The 16,623-nt window shown below is 69.6% G+C and carries 14 protein-coding genes and 1 tRNA gene; 11 read left to right on the top strand and 4 right to left on the bottom strand.

Going from position 1 to position 16,623, the window contains the following annotated elements:
• Position 1: 1 nt before the first annotated feature.
• The 3 genes from ACIRDX_RS04490 to ACIRDX_RS04500 all read right to left on the bottom strand — a co-directional run bounded on the left by ACIRDX_RS04490 (position 2) and on the right by ACIRDX_RS04500 (position 1,048).
• Complete coding sequence (locus tag ACIRDX_RS04490; protein WP_396624204.1) at positions 2–406, bottom strand: DUF6941 family protein; 405 nt, start codon at positions 404–406, stop codon at positions 2–4.
• 40 nt (positions 407–446) lie between these two features.
• On the bottom strand, positions 447–704 hold the full coding sequence (locus tag ACIRDX_RS04495) for a hypothetical protein (protein WP_396624205.1): 258 nt from the start codon (positions 702–704) through the stop codon (positions 447–449).
• Between the two features lie 257 nt (positions 705–961).
• Positions 962–1,048: transfer RNA gene (locus tag ACIRDX_RS04500), tRNA-Leu, on the bottom strand.
• A gap of 158 nt (positions 1,049–1,206) precedes the next feature.
• On the opposite strand from ACIRDX_RS04500, the gene sppA reads away from it, so the two are divergent.
• Positions 1,207–2,949, top strand: coding sequence for a signal peptide peptidase SppA (gene sppA / locus ACIRDX_RS04505; RefSeq protein WP_396624206.1), 1,743 nt, complete (start codon positions 1,207–1,209; stop codon positions 2,947–2,949).
• Positions 2,950–3,125: 176 nt separating this feature from the next.
• On the opposite strand, the gene ACIRDX_RS04510 is transcribed toward sppA, so the two are convergent.
• Complete coding sequence (locus ACIRDX_RS04510) at positions 3,126–5,051, bottom strand: peptidyl-prolyl cis-trans isomerase (RefSeq protein ID WP_396624207.1); 1,926 nt, start codon at positions 5,049–5,051, stop codon at positions 3,126–3,128.
• 257 nt (positions 5,052–5,308) lie between these two features.
• Here ACIRDX_RS04510 and ACIRDX_RS04515 point away from each other — a divergent pair, with 257 nt between their 5' ends.
• From ACIRDX_RS04515 to ACIRDX_RS04560, 10 genes are all read left to right on the top strand, one after another.
• Complete coding sequence (locus tag ACIRDX_RS04515; protein ID WP_396624208.1) at positions 5,309–6,403, top strand: diguanylate cyclase; 1,095 nt, start codon at positions 5,309–5,311, stop codon at positions 6,401–6,403.
• Positions 6,400–7,425 (top strand): rod shape-determining protein, encoded by a 1,026-nt coding sequence (locus ACIRDX_RS04520; RefSeq protein ID WP_396624209.1) that lies wholly within the window; start codon positions 6,400–6,402, stop codon positions 7,423–7,425. The genes ACIRDX_RS04515 and ACIRDX_RS04520 overlap by 4 nt, the downstream gene beginning before the upstream one ends.
• A 74-nt stretch (positions 7,426–7,499) precedes the next feature.
• On the top strand, positions 7,500–8,609 hold the full coding sequence (mreC, locus tag ACIRDX_RS04525) for a rod shape-determining protein MreC (protein WP_396624210.1): 1,110 nt from the start codon (positions 7,500–7,502) through the stop codon (positions 8,607–8,609).
• Positions 8,606–9,133: a rod shape-determining protein MreD gene (gene mreD, locus ACIRDX_RS04530; RefSeq protein ID WP_396624211.1), complete on the top strand. Its 528-nt coding sequence runs from the start codon at positions 8,606–8,608 to the stop codon at positions 9,131–9,133. Before mreC ends, mreD begins: the two co-directional genes overlap by 4 nt.
• A 28-nt stretch (positions 9,134–9,161) precedes the next feature.
• Positions 9,162–11,111 (top strand): penicillin-binding protein 2, encoded by a 1,950-nt coding sequence (mrdA, locus tag ACIRDX_RS04535; RefSeq protein ID WP_396624212.1) that lies wholly within the window; start codon positions 9,162–9,164, stop codon positions 11,109–11,111.
• Complete coding sequence (locus ACIRDX_RS04540; RefSeq protein ID WP_396624213.1) at positions 11,108–11,350, top strand: hypothetical protein; 243 nt, start codon at positions 11,108–11,110, stop codon at positions 11,348–11,350. Before mrdA ends, ACIRDX_RS04540 begins: the two co-directional genes overlap by 4 nt.
• Positions 11,350–12,450: a rod shape-determining protein RodA gene (gene rodA / locus ACIRDX_RS04545; protein WP_396624214.1), complete on the top strand. Its 1,101-nt coding sequence runs from the start codon at positions 11,350–11,352 to the stop codon at positions 12,448–12,450. The genes ACIRDX_RS04540 and rodA overlap by 1 nt, the downstream gene beginning before the upstream one ends.
• 150 nt (positions 12,451–12,600) lie before the next feature.
• The gene (locus ACIRDX_RS04550; RefSeq protein WP_396624215.1) at positions 12,601–14,217 is read left to right on the top strand and encodes a ribonuclease E/G; all 1,617 of its coding nucleotides are present in this window, start codon (positions 12,601–12,603) and stop codon (positions 14,215–14,217) included.
• A 191-nt stretch (positions 14,218–14,408) separates the two neighbouring features.
• Complete coding sequence (locus ACIRDX_RS04555; RefSeq protein WP_396624216.1) at positions 14,409–15,344, top strand: c-type cytochrome; 936 nt, start codon at positions 14,409–14,411, stop codon at positions 15,342–15,344.
• On the top strand, positions 15,341–16,623 hold a 1,283-nt coding region (locus tag ACIRDX_RS04560), incomplete at its 3' end, for a PQQ-binding-like beta-propeller repeat protein (RefSeq protein WP_396624217.1). The genes ACIRDX_RS04555 and ACIRDX_RS04560, both read left to right, overlap by 4 nt.

Below are 16,623 nucleotides of genomic sequence, written 5' to 3' on the forward strand. Positions count from 1 at the left end.
CTCAGCGCTGGACGACGTCGAGCGTGATGGCGGTCAGCAACTCGCCGTCGCACAGCACGTCGAACACGTACGTGCCGATCTCCGGGAGCTCGAGCTCGAGTGGCAGGTTCAGCGTGATCGCGGGACGCTCGTCCGTGAACGCCACCCTCGTGTCGGCCGCCAGCCCCTCGGCGCCAGACGGGAACCAGCCCCGCAGGGTGACGGTGTGGGGGCCGCGGACGCTGCCGCCCCGCAAGGCGATCAGCGCGCGGACGTTCAGGACGAGCGGGGGAGTGCCGGGGAGGGTGGGATCGTCGATCGCCAGCCCATCGACGATGCCGAGGATGTTGGCCGTACCGTCCGGCTGGAGATCGATGCGCTGGCAGAGGACGGCCAACGCGACGTAAGGACCGCCCGCCACACTCATGGACCGAGTGTAGCAGGCGGGAGAGGGGCCGAATCGGATGTCAGGACGCGGCGCGCGCCGTGTCGCCGTACGGCGCGGCGTCGTCCCGCCACCCGCGAAGCAGCAGGCCTTCGCACCACGCGGACGCCGCATGTTCGAGCGCGTCCCATTCCTCGAACACGCGGCTCATCACCGGCTTGCCATTGACGAGGTAGCGCAGTTCCATGCCGAAGGGGTGCGGAGACACCTCGCACCTGACGGATTGGCCGGCGCGGAAGAGTTTCCAGAGCACTCGGCGACGCTGAGGGAGCATGCGCATCGGTCGTCTCCTGGCCGGCGCGACTGCGCGGGCACAGCCTTCACTGAGGCAAGACCCGTGCCCTGCGAGAAACAGCTCGAGACGCGGCGCGTCGCGGCCAACTTGTCCGCCTGTAGACACGCTGTAATGAATCAAGACGAAAAAAGGTGCCTGTGGGCACCTTTGACCGGTCCTGCTGAGTTGTGTGGCTTGCCAGCCGAAGCGTCGTGAAGACCGCATGGCCTGCCAGCCGAAGCTCACCGCAGGTGAGCGAAGGCTGGTGCGGAAGGAGGGACTTGAACCCTCACCGAGTTGCCCCGACAGGTTCCTGAGACCTGCGCGTCTGCCAATTCCGCCACTTCCGCATAAGGGCGCGTGACCGGGCCGGTCACAGACGACGGAGTATAGCGCACCTCGACACACAGCGGAAGAGGGAAGCGAAACGCGGGTGCTATGCTCCTTCCAAGGGACCCCGACATCCGGCGCCTCCGTGATGGGCGCCGCTTCCGACGAAGGAACGAGCGTGGCTGTGCGACGAGGCATCTGGGTGGTCGTCTTCCTGCTGGGGTGTGCCGTGCTCCTCTCGGCCGCGCTGGTGGCGTTTTCGTGGGTGGCGTTCAGTCGCCCGCCTGGGGTGCCCGACAAGGGCGTCCTGGTCCTGAAGATTCAGGGGGACCTCGAGGAGATCTCGACCAATCCGTTCGACGCGCTCGTGCACGAGCCCGTCACGGTCCGCAGCATCACCGAGGCGCTCCGCGCGGCCAAGACCGACCCGCGCGTGACCGGCGTCCTGCTCAAGCCCATCCAGGCACCCGCGCTGTGGGGGAAGGTCCAGGAACTCCGCGACGCGCTGGTGGATTTCCGGTCGTCTGGCAAGCCCCTGGTCGCGTTCCTCGAGTACGCCGGCGACCGCGAATACGTGCTCGCGTCGGCGGCGACGCGTGTGGTGCTCGTCCCGCCCGGGCAGCTCAACCTCACGGGGCTGGCCAGCTACCAGGTGTTCCTGCGCGGCACGTTCGACATGGTGGGGGCGCAGCCCGACCTGCTGCACATCGGCGACTACAAGACGGCCGTCAACACCTTCACCGAGAAGGGCTTCACGCCGGCGCACCGGGAGATGACCGAGTCGCTCAACCACGACGCGTTCGAGCAGCTCCTCGGCGTCGTGGCCAGCGCGCGCAAGAAGACCGTCGACGAGGTGCGCACGCTGGTCGACCAGGGGCCGATGCTGCCAGACGCGGCGCTCGGGCATGGCCTCGTGGACGACGTGGCCTACTTCGACGAGATCGGCAAGACCAGCGGCCTCGGCGATCGCTTCTCGGAACTGCCCCTCGAGCAGTACCTCACCCTGATGCCGGCGGCGCGTCCGTCGCTCACGGCCCCCAAGGTCGCGGTGCTCTACGCCGTCGGGACCATCGTGTCGGGGTCGGGTGGCACCGGGGCGACTGGCACCGAGGTCGGTTCGGACAAGCTCACCGAGTACATCCGCGAGGTCCGCAACGACGACAGCATCAAGGCGGCCGTGCTGCGGGTGGACAGCCCGGGCGGGTCCACGGTGGCCTCCGACGTGATCTGGCGCGAGTTGATGCTGCTGCGGGCGCGCAAGCCGCTGGTCGTGTCCATGTCGGACCTGGCGGCCTCGGGGGGCTACTACATCGCCATGCCCGGCCACGTGATCGTTGCCCAGCCGGGCACGCTCACGGGCTCGATCGGCATCTTCTCGGGCAAGTTCGTCGTCGGGGGCACCTACAACAAGCTCGGCATGACCATCGAGGCGGTGAGTGAGGGCAAGTACGCCGAGATGTACTCGGGCGCGCGGCCGTTCACCGCGGACGAGCGGGTGAAGGTGGAGGAGCAGATGCAGGCCTTCTACGACCAGTTCGTGGAGAAGGTGGCCGAGTCGCGCGGCTCGACGCCCGAGAAGATCGACGCGGTCGCGCAGGGGCGCGTGTGGACCGGCCGACAGGCCCGGGAGAAGGGCCTGGTGGACGAACTCGGGGGGTTGCCCCGGGCGATCGCCATCGCGCAGCAGCGGGCCGGCATCGCCAAGGACACCACCGTGCAGTTGGTGACCTACCCACCGCGCCCGTCCGTGCTCGAAGCGCTGTCGTCGACGCTGGGCGGGGGGCAGTCGATGCGCGCGTCGCTGGGCGAGGCGCTGCTCAGCCCGCAGGACCGCGAGACGCTCGCGTCCGTGCGGCGGCCGCTGCAGATGCTGCGACGCGGCGAGGCGCTCGCGTTGCTGCCGTGGGTGTTTGTGCGGTAGGAAGTAGGCTCAGGGCTCAGGGCTCAAGGCTTGACCGACGTACAAAGGGCGGGATCGCCAGGTGGCAGTCCCGCCCTTTCTTTGTCCTTCAGCCTTTAGCCTTTGCCCTTCGGCATTCGGCATCGCAGCATCGCAGCATTACCAGGCGAACGACGTCAGCGAGCCGAAGGCGAGGCTCACGTCGTGAGTCTCTGGATGACGGCCTGGTCGATGGTGATGCCCATGCCCTGCTTGGCCTTGGTCATGTAGCTGGCGAAGAACTGCGCGCGCTTCTGCGACGCCAGTTCGCGACGGATGGCGTCGCGATTCTTGGCCAGGTCGGCCGTCGGCACATCGGTGCGGCTCACCACCTTCACGACCACGGCGCCGTTGGGGGTGGGGATGGGGTCGCTGACGCTGCCGACCGGCAGCGAGAACGCCGCCTGATCGACGGCCGGGCTCGGCCCGACCTCGGGGATGGCGGCGCCGCGCACGATGCCGTCCGCGTTGCGCAGCGTCAGGCCCGCGGCCTTGGCCGCGCCCCCGAAGTCCGCCGCGCCCTTCAGCGTGGTCGCCGTGGCCTGTGCCCTGGCCTTGGCCAGATCCTGGGCCTTCTTCCGCTTGAGGTCGTTGGTCGCGCGATCCTTGACCTCGGACAGCGCCGGGACGCGCGCGGCTTCGCTGCCCGTGACGGTCAGGAACGCCACGCCGGTGCCCGTGCGGAGCGGTCCGCTCACCTTGCCCTGTTCGAGGGAGAAGGCGGCCTCGGACACCTCGGGCGAGGCCCCGAGCCCGGGAATCGGCTCGGTGCGCGTGAAGAACGGCGATTCCTGCACCTTGAGGCCACGCGTGTTGGCGGCCTTGTCCAGGTCGGCGGGCGCCTTGACTTCCGTCGCGATGGCCGTGGCGAGGTCCTGCACGCGCGTCTGCGCACGCTCGAACTTCAGCTGCTCGGTGATCTGCGGGCGCACGGCGTCGAGCGGCTGCACCTCGGCCGCCTTCTTGTCGGTGACCTTGATGATGTGGAACCCGTACTGGGTCCGCACGAGCTCACTCAACTGGCCCACCGGCTGGGTGAAGGCCACCGCCTCGAACTCGGGCACCATGCGGCCCTTGCCGAAGTAGTCCAGATCGCCGCCCTTGGAGGCGCTCGCCGGGTCGTTGGAGTTGGCCCGGGCCAGCGCGGCGAAATCGGCGCCGCCCTTGAGCTGCTTGAGCAGGTCCTCGGCCTTCGCGCGCACGGCGGCCTCGTCCTTGCCTTCGGTGTTGAGCAGGATGTGGCTGGCGCGCACCTGCTCGGTCTGCGTGTACTGATCGATGTTCTGGCGGTAGGCGCGCTGGATGTCCTGCTCGGGCACCGTGATGTTCTGGCGGATGGCCTGGGCGTCGAGCAGCAGGTACTTGACCTTCTTGCGCTCGCCGATCCGGTAGGTCTCCTTGTTGGCGTCGAACCAGGCGCTGACGTCGGCGTCCGACACCTGCACCTGCTCGAGGAACGACACCGTGGGGAACGACACCAGCTCCAGCGTGACCTTCTCGTTGCGGCGCTTGTACTCGGCGTCGGCCTCGGCGTCCGAGACCGTGATCCACTCGGTCAGCGTCGCGCGCATCTTGTCGAGGATCACGCTGTTGCGAATCTCGTCCTCGAACTGCGCGGCGGTGATCGGCGGGCGTTGCAGCCGCAGCAACTGGCGGTAGCGCTGCTCGCCGATGAACTGGCCGTTCTCCTGGAACGCGGGCACGCTCATGATCCGCTCGCGCACCTCCGCGTCGCTGGCCGTGATCCCCAGGCGGGTGGCCTCGGCGAGCACCGCCTCCTGGTCGATCATCTGCTGCAGTACCTGGCGGTCGAGGCCGAGCTGCCGCAGCATCGCGGTGCTCATGTTGCCCCCGTACGCGTTCCGGAACTGCGCCATCTGCGCGTTGTACGCCCGCGTGAAGTCGGCGACCGTGATCGGGCGCCCCTGCACGGTGGCGACGGCGTCGCTCGTCGTTCCCGTGGCGCCGCCGTTGGTCGGGCTCAGGAAGTCGGGCACGTAGAAGAACACGAATGTGAGCACCACGAGTGCGAGGCTCCACTTGAGCCACCCCTGGTGGCGACGCATCCGGTCGAGCATGGTCATACGGAAATCTCCGGGTACCGGGTACCGGGTGCCGGGGACGGGGCCGAGGTCTCGCGCGACACTCGCCAGCCGTCCCTTGCGCAGCCGCTCTCCGGTGGCGAACTGGATCTGGTTCTCGTACCCGGCACCCTGAACCCGGCACCCGGTGTACGAAGCCCCTGATTATACGGCACTGGATGTGCAAGGCTATGATGAAGGGCGGTTCGTACCTGCCGAGACGCCCGCCTGACCCTCCAGACGCCCCGAGTATCGCCGCCGTGAACCTGGCCCTTGGTCTGCCTCGCCTCCCGCGCACCGCGCGCCGCGCGCTTGCGTCACGCGAGGCCCTGCACGCCTGGTGGCTCGCCCTCCAGGGCCCTGCCACGGCTCCGGCCCTTGCTCGGTTTCTCGTCAACACCGTGTCGGAATGGCTACCCCTCCAGGCCTGGGCGGTGGTGATTCCCGGCCGATACGGCCCGGAACTGATCGCCGGGCCGACGCCGCGCCGACGCCTGGGACAGGCCGCCCTGACGATTGCCGACGCCGCCCTGCGTGCCGACGCGCCCTGGAGCGCCGGCTCGGTCCGGGCCGCCCTGGGCGTCGGGCCCGACACGGCCGCTGTCGCGTGGGTCCTTCGCGACCGAGAAGATGTGGCAGGGGTGCTCGTCGGCATCGACGGGGCGCCGGCGCCGCGGCCGCCAGACGTCCTGGCCGCCGCCGCCGCGCTCGAGGACGAGGTGCTCGGGCCCGCCGGGCTGGCGCTGGGACGGGTGCGCCAGATGGACCGCCTGCGGGAACTGGCGGCCATCGACGACCTGACCGGCCTGTACAACGCCCGGCACCTGCTGCAGACCGTGGAGCGCGAGCGCTCCCGGTTGGCGAGGACGAAGCGGCCGCTGTCGCTCGTCTTCCTGGATCTCGACGCGTTCAAGCGCGTCAACGACCGCCACGGCCACCTGATGGGCAGCCGGGCGCTCGTGGAAGTGGGCCACCTCCTGCGGGCCTGCGTCCGCCTGACGGACACGGCCGTCCGCTACGGCGGCGACGAGTTCGTGGTGGTGTTGCCCGACACGGGGGCGCGTGATGCGGCGGGCGTGGCCCGCCGCATCCAGCAGCGCGTCGCCGCCGAGACGTTCCTGACGGCGTACGGGGTGGATCTGCGCCTGACCGTCTCGGTCGGCGTCGCCACGCTGAGGCGCCCGACATTCACGGCCGCCGACCTGATCCGCACCGCCGACGAGGCGATGTACTGGGTCAAGCGGCATGGCCGCAACGGCATCAGGGCCGTGCTGCTCGGACGGGCCGCACGACCCGACACGACGACAGGGCCGGCTGCAGCAGCCGGCCGTCCCAAGAGGAGTACCTCCGAGTGAGCCTGCGTTCCCTGTTCTCGTTGTTCTCGAGCGACCTTGCCATCGACCTCGGCACCGCCAACACGTGTGTGTACGCCAGGGGCAAGGGAATCGTCGTCAACGAGCCCTCCATCGTCGCCATCAACAAGGTGAACGGCCGCATCGAGGCCGTCGGCAAGGAAGCCAAGGACATGCTCGGGCGCACGCCCGGCAACATCGTGGCCATCAAGCCGATGAAGGACGGCGTCATCGCCGACTTCGAGGTCACCGAGAAGATGCTCACGTACTTCATCAAGAAGGCGCACAACCGCAACGTGTGGGTGCGCCCCCGCATCGTCATCGGCGTGCCGAGCGAGATCACGCAGGTGGAGAAGCGCGCGGTGAAGGACAGCGCCTATCGCGCCAAGGCCAGCGAGGTGCACCTGGTGGAGGAGGCGATGGCGGCCGCCATCGGCGCCGGCATGCCCATCACCGAGCCCTCGGGCAACATGATCGTCGACATCGGCGGCGGCACCACCGACATCGCCGTCATCTCGCTGGCGGGCATCGTCTACAGCAAGGCCGTCCGGGTGGCTGGCAACGAGATGGACGAGGCCATCATCCAGTACATCAAGAAGACCTACAACCTGCTCATCGGCGAACGGACCGCCGAGCAGATCAAGATGGAACTGGGCTCGGCCTTCCCGCTCGAGGAGCCCACGGAGATGGAGATCAAGGGGCGGCACCTCGTCGAAGGCGTGCCCAAGACGATCACCATCAGCGACAGCGAGATCCGCGTGGCGCTGGCCGAGACCGTCAACGTGATCGTCGACGCCGTCCGCATCGCGCTCGAGCGCACGCCGCCCGAGCTCTCGGCCGACATCGTCGACCGCGGCATCGTGCTCACCGGCGGCGGCTCGCTGCTCAAGAACCTCGACAAGCGCCTCCGCGAGGAGACCGGCCTGCCCGTGGCGATGGCGGAAGACCCGCTCTCCACCGTCGTGCTCGGCGCCGGCCGCATGCTGTCGGACTTCAACCTGCTCAGGAAGATCTCGATCGACTGATGACGCACTCAGGGGCTCGGGGCTGGGGGCTGGATGCCTTCCAGCTCCCAGCTCCCAGCCGCTAGCCCCCATCCGTGCTGACCAACGACCGCGGTCCCGTCCTCGAGTTCCAGAAGCGCACCGGCTACCTGCTGGTGGCGGCGCTGCTCGGACACCTGTTGCTGATTTCGGCCCAGGTGAGCTCGCAGACGGGTGTGAGCGTGCTCGAGACGACGATCTTCGGCGCCCTGTCGCGGGTGCAGGCGCTGACCTCGTGGGTCACCCAGGGCGTCACCGGCGCGTGGGGCAACTACGTGGCCCTGCGCGGGCACCGCGCGCGGGCCGACGCACTGCAACTGCACCTCGATCGCCTCGGCGTCGAACTGCAGCATGCGACGGCGCAGGCGCGGCGCGCCGAGCAACTCGAGCGCCTCCTGCAACTGCAGCGGACCGAACTGCCGGCGACGATGGCCGCGCGCGTGATCGCGGCCGACCCCGTCGCGGCGTTCCGCACCGTGACCATCGACAAGGGCGCCTCCGACGGCGTCCGGCGCGACATGGCGGTGCTCTCGCCGCTCGGTGTCGTCGGGAGGGTCATCGACGAACCTGCCGCGCACGCCGCCAAGGTCCAGCTGATCATCGACCGCAACGCCGGCGCGGGAGGCGTGATCGAGCGCAACGGCGCGGGCGGCGTCGTGGTTGGCTCGAACGCCGACACCGACGTGCCCCTCCGCATGGAGTACGTGTCCAACCTGGCGGATGTGGCGCCGGGTGACCTGGTGCTGACCTCGGGCCTCGACGGCATCTACCCGCGCGGGTTCGTGCTGGGGCGCGTCGAGCGGGCCGAGCGCGGATCGGGCCTGTACCGACTCATTGCCATCCGGCCGCGCGTGGACTTCTCGTCGCTCGATACGGTGCTGCTGGTGACCGGACCCCAGCCTGCGCCCCCCGAGGCGAGCCCCGCGCCGGGGCCGGAGGGACCGGCCCCGGCGTCGTCGCCCGCTGCGGCGGGGGCGGCTCCGCCCTCGCCGACGCCCGTGACCGGCACCCCGGCAGGCTCGGCGGCGCCTGCCACCAGGCCCGGGGGCGTGGGCACCGGCGCGGGCAGTCCCGCAACGGACGCCGTGCGCCAGTCGACGCCGCGTGAGACGGGCGCCGGGCGCCGCGAGGCGCTGCCGCCGGCGCGCTCCGGGCCCACCCCATGACGCGCGTCATCGGCGTGAGCGTGGCGCTGGTCGTGGCGCTGATGCTGCAGACGGTGGTCGGCTACCAGTGGTTCGGCCGGTTCATCGCGATGGACCTCGTGCTGGTGGTGGTGGTGGGCACCGCCATCTTCTTCGGGCCCACGGCCGGGCTGGTGTCCGGCACCGTGGCCGGCCTCTGCCAGGATGCCCTCTCGGGAGGCGTGCTGGGCGTCGCCGGCCTGGCCAAGACCCTGGTGGGGTTCCTGGCCGGGGTGGTCGCCACGCAGTTCATCGTGAGCGGCATCATCCCGCGTGGCGTGGTCTTCTTCGCCTCGACGTGGCTGCACGGCGTGTGTTTCCTCGGGCTGTACGCGATGATAGAGAGACACGCCATCGGCCGGCCCTGGCGACAGATCCTGGTGCAGAGCCTCCTCAACGCCCTGGTGGGCGTGGTCGCGACCCAGGTCATCGAGCGGGGACCGGAGTGGTGGAAGCGCCGGCAGTACAACCGGCGCCACGAAGGACGACGAAGGTTGGCGCGTTGAGTCACCGCGCCATGAAGACGGGGCGAGCATGAACGCCGAGGAACGCCTGAACCTGCCGCTGCGCCTGCGCGTGCTCCAGTGGAGCCTCGCCGCGGTGTTCCTCGCGCTGGCGACCGCGTTCTGGTACTTCCAGGTCGCCCGCCACCAGCAGTTCCTCGAGATGGCGGAGAACAACCACCAGCGTGCGCTGCCCCTGCAGGCGCCGCGCGGCGTGCTGTTCGATCGCCGTGGCCTGGTGCTCGTCGAGAACCGCTTCGCCTTCAACATCTCGATCGTCCGCGAGCAGGTGTCGGACCTGTCGCGCACCACGCAACTGGTCGCGCAGCTCACCGGCACGCCCGTCGAGACGATCGCCGAGGCGCTCGAGCGCAGCAAGCGGCTGCCGACGTACCGCCCGACGGTGGTCATCCGCGACGTCACCGAGGCGCAGATCGCCGCCGTCGCGGCGCACCGGCTCGAACTGCCCGGCGTGATCGTGGAGAAGACGCCGACGCGGCGCTACCCGGCCGACTCGATGGCGGCGCACCTGATCGGGTACGTCGGCGAGGTTACCGACGCGCAACTGTCGCGGCCCGAGTACCGCGAGGTGACAGGCGGTGCGGTCGTCGGTCAGGCCGGGGTGGAGCAGACCTACAACCCCCTGCTGATGGGCACCGACGGCGCGCGGCATGTCGTGGTCAACAGCCGCGGCCGCGAGATCGACGTGCTGGGCGAGGAGGAGCCGGTCGAGGGGCGACGCCTGCAACTGACCATCGACGCCGACGTGCAGCGCGCGGCAGAGGAGGCGTTCCGGCACTACGGCTTCCGGGGGGCGGCCATTGCGCTCGCGCCCCGGACCGGCGAGGTCATTGCCCTCTCGAGCCTGCCGGCCTACGACCCGAATGCCTTCGCGGCCGGCATCGGCCGGACCGAATGGAACGGCCTGCTGACCGATCCGCTCCGCCCGCTGAACAACCGCGCCATCCAGGGGCGCTACTCGCCGGGGTCCACGTTCAAGATCCCGGTCGCCGTGGCTGGCCTCCAGGAGGGCGTGATCACGCCAGAGACGCGGATCTTCTGCGGCGGCGGCGCCTCCTTCTACGGACGCTTCTTCAAGTGCCACAAGGCCGGCGGTCACGGATCGGTCGCGATGCGCGAGGCGCTGGAGAAGTCGTGCAACGTGTACTTCTACACGCTCGGCAACATGCTGGGCGTCGACCGCATGCACAAGTGGGCCACGGCGCTCGGCCTCGGCGAGATGAGCGGCATCGACCTGCCGCACGAGACGCAGGGCATCATGCCGTCGACGGCGTGGAAGAAGCAGCGCACCGGCGAGAAGTGGTACGCCGGCGAGACGATCTCGGTGTCGATCGGGCAGGGCCAGGTGTCGGTCACGCCGGTGTCCCTCGCGGTGATGATGGCCTCGGTGGCCAACGGCGGCACGCGCGTGGTGCCGCACCTGGTGCGTGCGGTGGACAACGGCAAGGGCTGGGAGCAACTGCCGGCTCCCGACGGCCAGCGGGACCTCGGCATCACGCCGCTGAACGTGGACGTCGTGCGCGAGGGGCTGTGGATGGTGGTCAACGGCGCCGGCACGGGCGGCCGCGGCAAGATCGTCGGCTACGACGTCGGTGGCAAGACCGGTACGGCGCAGGTGATCTCCAACCAGGGCAAGGCGCGTGCGAAGGGCGACCGCGACCTGCGCGATCACGGCTGGTTCGTGTTCTTCGCCCCGGCCAAGAACCCGACGATCGCGGGGGTCGTGTTCGCCGAGCACGCCGAGCACGGCTACTCGGCCGCGCCCATCGCGAAGTTCATGATGGAGACGTGGTTCGCCAAGGAGGAGGGCCGCGCGCTGCCGACGCTCGGCGCCGCGCCTGCCACGCCCGGCGCGACGATCGCCACGCAGCGCGCCACGCCGCGCGCGCCAGCTGCGCCCGTCGCGCGTGTCACGCCGCCGCCCCCCGCCGCGCCCGCCCCGACCGGAGGCGCGCGATGAGCGGGGCCGCCATCGCGCCGGACAAGTCCGGCGCCTACGAATCCTCGGCGGAGCCGGCGGTCATGGTTCGCACATCGCGGCTGCTCGGCGACCTCGAGCAGCGACTGGTGCCGATGCGTCGCGAGCGCTCCGCGCCAGTTCGTAGCCGTCGACCCTGGTCGACGGTCAGCGGTGCCCGGCTCGACGCGCCCGACTCTCGACTCCCGATTCCCGATTCCCGTCGAGTGGAGGCACGCTGATGTTCGAAGAACGCCTCTACCGCCACCTCGACTGGTTCCTGTTCGGCGCGATCGTGCTGCTCTGCGGGGTCGGGTTGCTGATGATCTACAGCACCACCTACGACCCGATCCGCGATCGGGTCGGCCGCGAGTTCTACACCCAGCTCTCGGCGTGCGGCATCGGCCTGATCGCGATGACGCTGGTGCTGATGATCGACTACCGCACGCTGTCGGAGTACGCGCCGGTGTTCTTCGTCGGCGTGGCCGTGCTGTTGGTCTACGTGCTCTTCTTCGGCGTCGTCGCTGGCGGGTCGCGGCGCTGGATCTCGCTCGTCGTCTTCAACCTGCAGCCGTCCGAGTTCGCCAAGGCGGCGCTGGCGCTCCTGCTGGCCACGTGGTTCGGCCAGGAGAAGCTCTTGGCGCTGCGCACCGGCGATCTCGCCGTCGCCGGCGGGTTGCTCCTCCTGCCATTCCTCCTCATCGCACGCCAGCCCGACCTCGGATCCGCGGTCACGCTGCTGCCGGTCCTCGGCGGCATCGCGTACGCGGCCGGGCTGCGCATGCGCCTGGTCGGATACGCCGTCCTGGTCTGCGTCCTGCTCGCGCCCGTGGCCTGGGTGTACGGGCTCAAGGACTACCAGCGATCCCGCGTCGTCACCTTCCTGGATCCCTCGCAGGACGCCCGCGGCGCGGGCTACCAGCAGATTCAGGCCCGCATCACCGTGGGGTCGGGCGGCCTCACGGGTAAGGGTTTCCTCAACGGCACGCAGGGGCAGTACAAGTTCCTGCCCGTCGCCCACAACGACTTCGTCTACTCCGTGCTCGCCGAGGAGCACGGCTTCCTGGGGGTGCTGGCGACCCTCGGGCTGTACCTGTTCGTGCTGCTCCGCTCGCTGGAGGCGGCGCGGCTCGCGCGGGACCGCATCGGGGCCTACCTGGTGGTGGGCCTGGTCTCGTGCTTCGCCTTCCAGGTGATCTACAACATCGCGATGTCGGCCGGCCTCGCGCCGGTCAAGGGCCTCACCCTGCCCCTGATGAGCTACGGCGGTTCGTCCATGATCGCCACGCTCATGAGCTTCGGCCTCATCCTCAACGTGCGGATGCGGCGGTTCGCGAATTGATGGTGACCTCGTCCTTCCTCCTCGTGTGGCACCTGGTGCTGCGGCTGCTCGGCCTGACCGCCGGGTCGCCGGCGGCGCACCGGGGCCCGTCGCGCGCGCGTCGCGCGAGGGCACATGCGGAGGGGGCGGCGGCCACCGGGAGTGTCGTGCATGACCAAGGAGATGATCGTCTCCGCGAACGACCGCGAAACCGCGGTCGCCATTCTCGAGGACGACCAGGTCGTCGAGTTCTTCATCGAGCGGGAGCGCCAGCAGGGCGTCGTCGGGAACGTCTACAAGGGCCGGGTGTCGAAGGTGCTGCCCGGCATGCAGTCGTCGTTCATCGACCTCGGCCTCGAGCGTGACGGGTTCCTCTACGTCTCGGACGTCATCACGCCGGCCGAGGCGCTCGAGGACGACCCCGACGAGCCCACCACGGCCGCCGATCACGCCGACGCGGACGCGGCCGAGGAGGGGATCGAGGCCGCCGGCGAGACCGGCGCGGAGGCGGGCGCACAGGCGGCGCAGCGCAGCGGCGATCGCCGGCAGCGGCAGGACCGCGCCGCGCAGCCCAACATCGAGGACCTGCTGAAGGAGGGCCAGGACGTCCTCGTGCAGGTGGTCAAGGAGCCCATCGGCACCAAGGGCGCCCGGATCACCTCGCACGTGACCATCCCGGGCCGCTTCCTGGTCTTCATGCCGACGGTGGACCACATCGGCGTGTCGCGCAAGATCGAGTCGCGCGAGGAGCGGGCGCGCCTGCGCGGCATCGTCAAGCAGTTCCGCGAGGCCCATGGCTTCAACGGCGGCGTGATCATCCGCACCGCCGCGGCCAGCCGTCCCGACGCCGACATCCTCGGCGACCTCGAGTACTTCCACCAGGTGTGGAAGGAGATCAAGCACAAGTCCGACACGCAGCGGTCGCCCGCGGTCATCTACCGCGAGCAGTCGCTGGTGGCCAAGCTGCTGCGCGACCTGCTGACCGACGAGTTCAGCGTCATCCGGATCGATTCGCCGGAAGAGCACCGGCGCGTGACGTCGCTCATCGAGCGCATCATGCCGGCCATGCTGCCGCGCGTGAAGCTCTACACGCGCGACTTCCCGATCTTCGAGGAGTACGGCGTCCGCACCGAGATCGACAAGGCGCTCCGCAGCAAGGTGTGGCTGAAGTCGGGCGGCTACATCGTCATCAACCAGACGGAAGCCCTCGTCGCGATCGACGTCAACACCGGGCGCTACGTCGGCAAGAAGACCAGCGGGCGGCTCGAGGACACCATCCTCAAGACCAACCTCGAGGCGGTGAAGGAGATCGTGCGGCAGTTGCGCCTGCGCGACATGGGCGGCATCGTCGTCCTCGACTTCATCGACATGGAGGACAAGAAGAACCGCCAGAAGGTCTTCCAGACACTGGAGCAGGAGCTGCGGCGCGACCGCGCGCCGAGCAAGGCCATCCAGGTCTCCGACTTCGGGCTGATCATCATCACCCGCAAGCGCGTGAAGCAGAGCCTCGAGCGGCTGATGACCGACACGTGCCCGTACTGCTCCGGCAGCGGCACGATCAAGTCGAGCGCCACCGTGTGCCAGGAGATCCTGAACGAGATGCGCAAGGTGGGCCACGATATCGACGGCAACGGCGTGCTGCTGCGCGTGAACCCCGAGATCGCCGACGCGCTGGCTGGCGAGGAGCGCGGCGTGTTGAGGGAAGTGGAGCAGGTCATCGGCCGCCGGGTCACCGTGCGACCCGACGCGTACCTGCACCACGAGCAGTTCGACGTGATGTCGTTGTAGGTCCTTTGTCGGGAGTCGGGAGTCGGGAGTCGGCAGTCGGGAGGGCCAATGCGGCGGGCACGGGCGCCCTTCACTGCCGACGCCCGACTCCCGACTGCCGGTCCTGACGGCCAAAGGCCGTCCCGTTTGACGACGGCCGTCCTGTTCGCGTATCCCTTGTGCCTCGTCACGTGTATCTCTCGGGAGCCTGCATGCACAAGGTGCGTTCGTCGTTGGTGGCCGCAGTCGTGGCCAGCCTGGGGCTGGGGCTGTCGGCCCAGCAAGCCCCGCCAGCCGGTCAGCAGCCGCAGGAGATCCGGGTGACCATGCCCCGACCCGACGGCACGCGGGCCGACGGTCCCGTGGTGCAGATTCCGCGCACGCCCGTCGTGGACCAGGCGGCGCACGACCGGGGCCGCGCCATCTGGGCCCGCGAGTGCGTGGACTGTCACGGCACGCAGGCGCGCGGTGGCGACGGCGGCGGACCGAACATCATCCGCACGACGACGGTCAACTTCGACCGGTCGGCGCAGGTGGCCGGCAGCGTGCTCGGGCCCTTCCTCAAGGCCGGGCACAAGACGCAGAGCGGCACGCCGAGCGCCAGCTTCACGGATGCCGACGTCGTCGCGCTCGCCCACTTCCTGCGTCAGCGGGTTAACGACACCATGCGCGGATCCGCGCTGTTCACGGTCGGCGACATCCTCGTCGGCGACCGCGCGGCTGGCGAGGCCTACTTCAACGGCGCCGGCAAGTGCGCCACCTGCCACACGTCGACGTCGAAGAGCCTGGCCGGCATCGGCAAGCGCATCCCCGCCCCCGTCGACATCCAGCAGCGGATGCTGTTCCCCGGCGCGGGTCCTGGTCGCGGGCGCGGTCCCGCCGCAGCGGCCGCCGCCACGCCGGGCCCCAACGCGGTCACCGCCACGGTGACGCCGCCCACGGGACCGGCCGTGTCGGGCGTCCTGCTCGAGCAGAGCGACTTCTTCGTCACGCTGCGGCTGGCCGACGGCAGCGTGCGCGCCGTGCGGAAGGCGCCCGGCACGACGGTCACGACCACCAACCCGCTGCAGGCCCACATCGACCTGCTCGACGTGATCACCGACACACAGATCCACGATCTGGTGGCCTACCTGGAGTCCCTGAAGTGAAGCGCCTCATCCTCGCGGCCGTCGCGGCCGCCAGCCTGGCGACGAGCGTGGTGGTGGCCCAGCAGGGCGGGCTCACGGTCGCGCAGATCCTGAAGCCCACGCTCTCGTCGTGGCCTACCTACAACGGCGACTACTCGGGCCGCCGCTTCAGCACGCTCACGCACATCACCGACAAGAACGTGCAGCACCTGAGCCTCGCCTGGCTCTACGACCTGCCCAACGCCGGCGGGGCGATCAAGGCGACGCCGCTGCAGGTCGACGGCGTGCTGTACTTCACGATTCCGGACCATGCGTACGCGGTCGAGGCGCGCACCGGACGCGAGATCTGGCACTACACGTGGACGCGCAACCGCGGCGGCATCCACATCGGCAACCGCGGCGTCGCCATCCTCGGCGACTCGGTGTACTTCGTCACGCCCGACTGCAACCTCGTGGCGCTCGACATCACGACCGGCAAGGAGCGCTGGTTCACCGAGTACTGCTCGACCGAGATGGTCTACTACGGCTCGGTCGCACCGGTCGTGGTCAAGGACAAGCTGATCGTCGGCGTCAGCGGCGACGACCTCGACATGCCCGCGTACCTCGATGCGCGCAGCCCGAAGGACGGCTCGCTCATCTGGCGCTGGTACGTGACGCCGCAGAAGGCAGGCGATCCCGGCCTCGACACGTGGCCGAACCTCGACATGGCGCAGCACGGCGGCGGCATGACGTGGCAGCCGATCACCTACGACCCCGACACGAACACGATCTACGTGACGACGGGGAACCCGCAGCCGGTGGTCGCGTACAAGAACCGCGAGGGCTCGAACCTGTACACGGCGTCGCTGGTGGCGCTCGATGCCGACACCGGCAAGATGAAGTGGTACTTCCAGGCCTCGCCGCAGGACACGCACGACTGGGACGCGACGCAGACCCCCGTGCTCATCGATGGCACGGTCGCCGGCAAGCCGCGCAAGCTGGTGGCCATGGCGGCGCGCAACGGCCACTTCTTCGTGCTCGATCGGCTCACCGGCAAGAACATCGTGTCGGCCGAGTACGTGAAGACGAACTGGTCGAAGGGCTACGACGAGAAGGGCCAGCCGATCCCCAATCCCGACAAGCGTCCGCAGGTGGCCGGTGCGCTCGTCACGCCCAACCAGGGCGGCGCCACCAACTGGTTCTCGCCGAGTTTCAGCCCGCAGACCGGGCTCTTCTACGTCAACGCCTCGCGGGCCTTCAGCGTCTGGTACATCTACGATGCGAGCGACAACCCGATGGGCTGGGGCGGCACCGACCGCGG

Origin of the sequence: Luteitalea sp. (assembly GCF_044337415.1) — a bacterium.
Taxonomy (GTDB): Bacteria; Acidobacteriota; Vicinamibacteria; order Vicinamibacterales; family Vicinamibacteraceae; genus Luteitalea.